General features: G+C 30.3%; 5 protein-coding genes and 2 pseudogenes. 6 read left to right on the forward strand and 1 reads right to left on the reverse strand.

Annotation, left to right across the window (positions count from 1 at the left end):
• The first annotated feature begins 175 nt into the window (after positions 1-175).
• Positions 176-1,000, forward strand: a pseudogene (locus ABUA27_RS11675) (histidinol-phosphatase HisJ family protein).
• A gap of 104 nt (positions 1,001-1,104) precedes the next feature.
• On the forward strand, positions 1,105-2,523 hold the full coding sequence (locus tag ABUA27_RS11680; RefSeq protein WP_281073060.1) for an NAD(P)/FAD-dependent oxidoreductase: 1,419 nt from the start codon (positions 1,105-1,107) through the stop codon (positions 2,521-2,523).
• Positions 2,524-2,737: 214 nt separating this feature from the next.
• On the opposite strand, the gene ABUA27_RS11685 is transcribed toward ABUA27_RS11680, so the two are convergent.
• Positions 2,738-3,424, reverse strand: coding sequence for a MurR/RpiR family transcriptional regulator (locus ABUA27_RS11685; protein ID WP_287846745.1), 687 nt, complete (start codon positions 3,422-3,424; stop codon positions 2,738-2,740).
• A gap of 52 nt (positions 3,425-3,476) precedes the next feature.
• Here ABUA27_RS11685 and ABUA27_RS11690 point away from each other — a divergent pair, with 52 nt between their 5' ends.
• From ABUA27_RS11690 to ABUA27_RS11705, 4 genes and pseudogenes are all read left to right on the forward strand, one after another.
• A complete protein-coding gene (locus tag ABUA27_RS11690; RefSeq protein ID WP_032090968.1) occupies positions 3,477-4,088 on the forward strand; it encodes an AAA family ATPase in 612 nt (203 codons plus the stop codon).
• 31 nt (positions 4,089-4,119) lie between these two features.
• Complete coding sequence (locus tag ABUA27_RS11695; protein ID WP_287968292.1) at positions 4,120-5,397, forward strand: PTS sugar transporter subunit IIC; 1,278 nt, start codon at positions 4,120-4,122, stop codon at positions 5,395-5,397.
• 90 nt (positions 5,398-5,487) lie between these two features.
• A pseudogene (gene folD / locus ABUA27_RS11700) lies at positions 5,488-6,337 on the forward strand (bifunctional methylenetetrahydrofolate dehydrogenase/methenyltetrahydrofolate cyclohydrolase FolD).
• Between the two features lie 2 nt (positions 6,338-6,339).
• On the forward strand, positions 6,340-6,528 hold the full coding sequence (locus ABUA27_RS11705; RefSeq protein WP_349820764.1) for a DUF951 domain-containing protein: 189 nt from the start codon (positions 6,340-6,342) through the stop codon (positions 6,526-6,528).
• Positions 6,529-6,603: the final 75 nt, after the last annotated feature.

Raw genomic sequence — 6,603 nt, forward strand, 5'->3', positions numbered from 1 at the left:
ACAAATAGTCTATATCCTGAATATTTCTGCTCCACACTTCTCTTAAATCGTTACCTGTAGATTATGGGTATTCAAAATAGTTTTTCATATTCCCTTCCCAATTATATATCAAAGAGAGCCGAGAGGCTTTTTTTGTGTTTATAAACTTGTTAAAATAAGATGAGGTGATGATAAAATGTATTGTGATTATCATGTACATACAAATTATAGTGATGATAGCACTTATTTAATGGAAGATGTCATTAAAGATGCGATTAAGATGAAGATGGACGAGATTTGTTTTACAGATCATGTGGATTATGGAATCAAAAAAGATTGGGATGAAGGTCCGATAGAGTACCTTTACTGACAACCGCAAGTAAATGTAGATTATCCAAAGTATTTTAAAGAAATTGAAAGTTTAAGAAAAAAATATCCTAACATTACAATTAGACAAGGTATGGAATTTGGCGTGCAAGTTCATACAATACCACGTTATCAAAAACTTTATGAACAATATGATTTTGATTTTATCATTTTATCTATCCATCAAGTCAATGATCAAGAATTTTGGACACAAGATTATCAAAAAGAAAAATCACAACAAGAATATATAGAAGGTTATTATCAAGAAATGTTGAATGTGGTTAAAAAGTATAAAAATTATAGTGTGTTAGGTCATTTGGATTTGATGACACGTTATGATGAAATTGGCAATTATCCTTTTGAAAAAATAAAATCAATAATTACAGAAATATTAAAAACTGTGATTCAAGATGGTAAAGGTATTGAAATTAATACTTCAAGTCATCGTTATGGTTTAAAGGATTCAACACCTTCGAGAGATATTTTAAAGCTTTATAAAGAATTAGGTGGAAAGATTATTACAATTGGTAGTGATAGTCATAAGCCAGAACATTTAGGAGCTTATATTGATGAAGCAAAAGAATTATTAAAAGAAACAGGTTTTGATTCTTTTTGTACATTTGAAAAAATGAAACCAATCTTTCATCAACTATAAAAACATTTTGCGAAATAAAAAAACATGTAAATACTTGCGATATAAGAAAGAGTCGTCTATAATGTGAAAGGTTTGGATGTTTTTGGAAATTGAAGGAGAAAAAAGTGAAAGAAAATTATGATGTAATCGTTGTTGGTGCAGGTCCAGCAGGAATTATGACATGTTACGAATTATATTTAAAAAATTCTGAATTAGAAGTATTACTTATAGATAAAGGACATGACGTTATGAATAGACATTGTCCTATTAAAGATAAAAAGATCAAACAATGTCCAGTTCATAAAGATCGTGAACCTGGATGTATCCCAGCGTGTTCTATTACTGATGGTTTTGGTGGAGCGGGTGCTTACTCTGATGGTAAATTTAATATTACAAGTGAATTCGGTGGTTGGTTAACTGATTACTTAAGTAATGATGAAGTAGAAGATGTCATTCATTATGTAGATAACCTTTATTTAAAACATGGAGCTACTAAAGAAATTACAGATCCAACAACAGATAAAGTAAAAGAAATTGAACACCGTGGATATGCTGTTGGGTTAAAACTTTTAAGAGCAAAAGTAAGACATTTAGGTACAGAAGAAAACTTAAGAATTATGACAGAAATGTCTAATGAATTAAAACAACATATGGATTTACAATTTAAAACATCTGTTCAAGATATTCTTGTAGAAGACCATCATGCAACAGGAATTGTTTTAGAAAATGGACAAACAATTCACGCTAAAAAAGTTGTTTTAGCGCCAGGTAGAGATGGTTCAGCATGGCTTACAAAAGTTTTATCAAATCAAGGATTAAAACTTTATAATAATCAAGTAGATATTGGTGTTCGTGTAGAAACAAGCAATATTGTTATGGAAGAAATTAATAAGAACTTATATGAAGGTAAATTTGTTTACAATACTTCAGTAGGAACAAAAGTAAGAACCTTCTGTTCAAATCCTAGTGGTCATGTTGTTATTGAAAACCATAGTGGAACAATGCTTGCTAATGGTCATGCTTATCATGATCCAAAACTTGGAAGTAAAAATACAAACTTTGCTTTACTTGTATCTCATACATTTAGTGAACCATTCAATGAACCGAATGAATTTGCCCATGAAATATCAAGATTAGCGAATAAATTATCAAATGGTTCAGTTATTGTTCAAAGATATGGAGATATCAAACGAGGAAGAAGAACAACATATAAGAGATTAAAAGAAGGATATACAGAGCCTACTTTACCAGAAGCAGTACCTGGAGACTTAGGACTTGTGTTACCATACAATACAATGAAATCAATTATTGAAATGATTGAAGCGTTAGATAATGTAACACCAGGGATTGCGAATGAACATACTTTATTATATGGTGTAGAAGCAAAATTCTATTCAGCAAGACCAAAAGTAAGAGATGGTTTTGAATCTGAAATTGATGATTTATATGTTGCTGGTGATGGTGCTGGTCTTACAAGAGGACTTGCCCAAGCTGGTGCAAATGGTATCTTAGTCGCAAGACATATTGTTGAAAATATTAAATAGTAAAAAAGAAAAACATGTTTCAAAAATGGAAACATGTTTTTTTGTCTTGTCAAATTATTTTTTAATTACCCATAATCAACAGGTAAATCCAATTATTGAAATCATTTTTTATATATAAATGCCAACATAATTGAAACTGTCATTTCATATTTTGATAATTGCCTGTGGAATATGGGTATTCAAAAATTATTTTAATTGAAGACATGAAAGTATATTATTTTTTCGAGGACAAAAAAGAATAGAGAAGAGATTCAAAAATAATGAGAACTTGTCCAAAGAAAGCGTTTGGAACAAGATTATCATGATAAAAAGGATTATAGTGACCGATGATAATAGGTAAAGTGGAATACTGACTTATTTTTGATTTTTCATTACCTGTGAAAGTAATGATATCAATATGATTGTTTTTAGCTGTTTCAACAACTTCTTCAAGCCTTGTTGTAATTCCTGAATTGGAGATGACAATGAGAAAGGTTGAGTCTTGAAAACTAGCATTCAACATTTCCATATGAACAACACTCATGGTACAAAAGCCATTAAGAGTTAATCTTTGTGAAATGTAATCAGCAATTGGAGCTGAAAATCCCATACCAAAAACAACGATTTTACTATTTTTATGTTTATTTAATAATTGAATAAAATGAGGTAAATAGTTTTCGTATTTTTGAGCAGGAGCATTATTATGAGTGTTGCTAGATAGATGATAAATCATATCACTATAACCACTAAATTCTAATTTATTACATAAACGATAGATGGCAGAAGTTGATGTAAAATTATCTTTTGCCATTTGTCTAATGGTAATATTTTTCAATTGTTTTTGATTTTTCTTAATATATTCCAATAAAGAGACTTCTAATTCGTTTAAATCAAATTTATCTTTTAAATGATCAATATTCATAAGTTTCACCTCACAATAATTATGTCATAGAAAAAATAAAGGAGCAAGAAAAATGGCAAAAGCAATGTACGACCCTTGGTCAAAAATCGTTACAAAAAATGGCTATGCAGGAGATGAGGTTATTTCTGCTTTGCAAAAATCAATTAGACGTGCCAAAGAAGAAGATGCATGTATGTTTGCTTATGAAATGTATATTTCTTCACCACAATTATTAGAAAAAATGTGGAGACGTTTACTTACAATTTCAGTAGAAGATATTGGAATGGGAGATCCAATGGCTGCAGTTCTAGTCAATAATCTCTATCAAATGTCTAAAAACTTTGAATATGCAGATGGTGATCAACCAATGTATTTCATTCATGCAATTCGTTACTTATGTAGCTGTCAAAAAGATCGTTCAAGCGATTTATTAAAAAATATTTGTATTAAATCATTTGCGATGGGTAAATTCCCAGAAATTCCTGATGTTGCTTTAGATAAGCATACAGTAAGAGGAAAAGCAATGGGACGTGATTCTTTCCATTTCTTACATGAAGCAAGTAAAGTTATTCCACAAATGGAAGTAGATAATGATTATAAAGAACGTTATGCAAAAATTTTAGAAGAATACGATCCAGAAAATGTCGTAGATACAGCCTTTACATTTAATGGTTGGCAATTTTAATAGATAAATTATATTTTGAGGGGAATATAGAATGATAGAAAAATTAGAGAAGGTATTAGAGCCTTTTGCAAATAAGCTCGCACAACAAAGACACCTACAAGCAATTTCATCAGGAATGATGATGCCACTTGGATTAATCGTTATAGGATCATTATTTTTGATTGTTGCGAATCCACCAATTAATTTAGATTTAGTCGATTTACATACAGGAAACATCTTTTTAAAAGCTTTAATAGGTTGGAAACAATTTGCGGTTGCTAACTATGATGTACTTACATTACCATATAATTACACAATGGGATTGGTTGGCTTAATTTCTGCTTTTGGTATTGCTTATTGTTTAGCAGAAAGCTATCAAATGAAATCAGCTGTTTATGGAATTATTGCTATGTGTACTTTCTTAATGGTGTCTGCACCATTAAAAGATGGTGGTATTTCTACAAGCTTTTTAGGAGCTGATGGCTTATTTGTTGCTATTATTATTGCTTTAGTTTCAGTAGAAATTTCACGTTTTGTAAGTAGTAAACTTGTTATTTCATTTCCAGCAAGTGTACCAAGTGCAGTTACTGATTTTGTAAATAGTTTATTACCGCTTGCTGCTAATATTATTATTATTTATGGTTTAAATGTTGCTTTAATGGCAGGAACAGGTAAAAATTTACCAGATTTTATTATGTCAATTTTAACACCAGCTATTTCAGGTGTAGATAATATTTGGATGTTTATGGGAATTTATTTATTCTCAAATATTTTATGGTTATTTGGAATTAATGGTTCTTCTATTGTCTTCCCAATTGTTTTTGCTTTATGTATTGCAAATACTGGGGTAAATGCAGAACTTGTTAATGCAGGAAAAGCACCAACAGCTATAATTAACTTACAAATGTTTAGATATGTATTGATAGGTGGGGCAGGAAATACATTAGGACTTGTTTTATTAATGTGTAAATCAAAATCAAAACATATTCGTTCAATTGGACGTTTAAGTGTATTGCCTGGTATATGTGGAATTAATGAACCAATTATTTTTGGAACACCAATCGTTCTAAATCCGATTTTATCGATTCCGTTTCTAATCATGCCATGTCTTTCGGCAGGTCTTGGTTATCTTGTTCAAAGTATGGGACTTGTTTCATTAGGTTATATTGTCGATCCATCATTTACACCATTCTTTGCACAAGGGTTCTTATCAGCATTGGATATTAGAAATGTTATTTTCATGTTCGTATTGATTGCTATTTCTGTGGTTGTGTACTATCCATTCTTTAAAGTATATGAAAAAAACACTTTAGAACATGAAGGTGAATAATGATGAGGTATAGGCTTAGGCTTATACCTTTTTTATTGAATTTACCTGTTTCTTCCTATATAATCCTAGATAATATGAGGGGGACATATTATGATTATTAGTGGAAAAGAGATTTCAACAAAGATCAAGGATCAATTAAAAGAAGAAGTTGAACAAATGAAAAATAAATATGATCGTTTACCAAAACTTGCGGTTATTTTAGTAGGGGAAAATCAAGCAAGTCAAGTATACGTTAGAAATAAAGAAAGAGGATGTTCTTATGTAGGAATGGATTCTTTAAAAATTACACATGATGCAACTTTTAGTGAAGAAGAACTTTTAAACGAAATCAAACAATTAAATGAAGACGAAACAGTTGATGGAATTTTTAGTACAATTACCTTTACCAGATCATATTAATGAAGATAAAGTTTTAGAAGCCATTGATCCATCAAAAGATGTAGATGGTTTTCATCCAGAAAATGTGGCTAAGTTATTTTTAGGACAAAGAAGTTTAGTACCATGTACACCTAAAGGAATGATGGTTTTATTAGATGAAATCAACTATGATTTAACAGGAAAAGAAGTTGTTGTTGTGGGAAGAAGTAACATTGTAGGAAAACCAGTAGCGCTTTTATGCTTACAAAAAAACGCTACTGTAACAATCGCTCATAGTAAAACAAAAAATTTAAAAGAAGTTTGTCAAAGAGCAGATGTTTTAATTGCAGCTGTTGGTCGTGCTAAAATGATCAATAGTGACTATGTTAAAGAAGGCGCCGTTGTTTTAGATGTTGGTATTAATCGTGATGAAACTAATAAACTTTGTGGAGATGTTGACTTTGAAGATGTGAAAGATAAAGTTTATGCAATTACTCCTGTTCCAGGAGGAATTGGACCAATGACGATTACAATGTTATTACAAAATACTATAGAAGCATTTTATCATCATCAAGGAGAATAATTATGGATTATCAATTAAATGATATTGTAGAAATGAAGAAACAACATCCATGTAAAAAATCAAATCAATGGAAGATTGTAAGAATGGGTGCTGATATTAAAATTAAATGTTTAGGATGCAATGCCATTGTTATGTTTTTTAGACGTGATTTTGAAAAACGTTTAAAAAAAGTTGTAGAACATGTAGAGTAGGGGCTGTAACGAATAGGTAGTATTTACTACTACCTTGAGCGTTACAGCTCTTTTTCGTATATCCAAACCCAAAAA

This window comes from Catenibacterium sp. RTP21428st1_D7_RTP21428_210409, from assembly GCF_040227455.1.
Classification (GTDB): Bacteria; Bacillota_I; Bacilli_A; order Erysipelotrichales; family Coprobacillaceae; genus Catenibacterium; species Catenibacterium mitsuoka_A.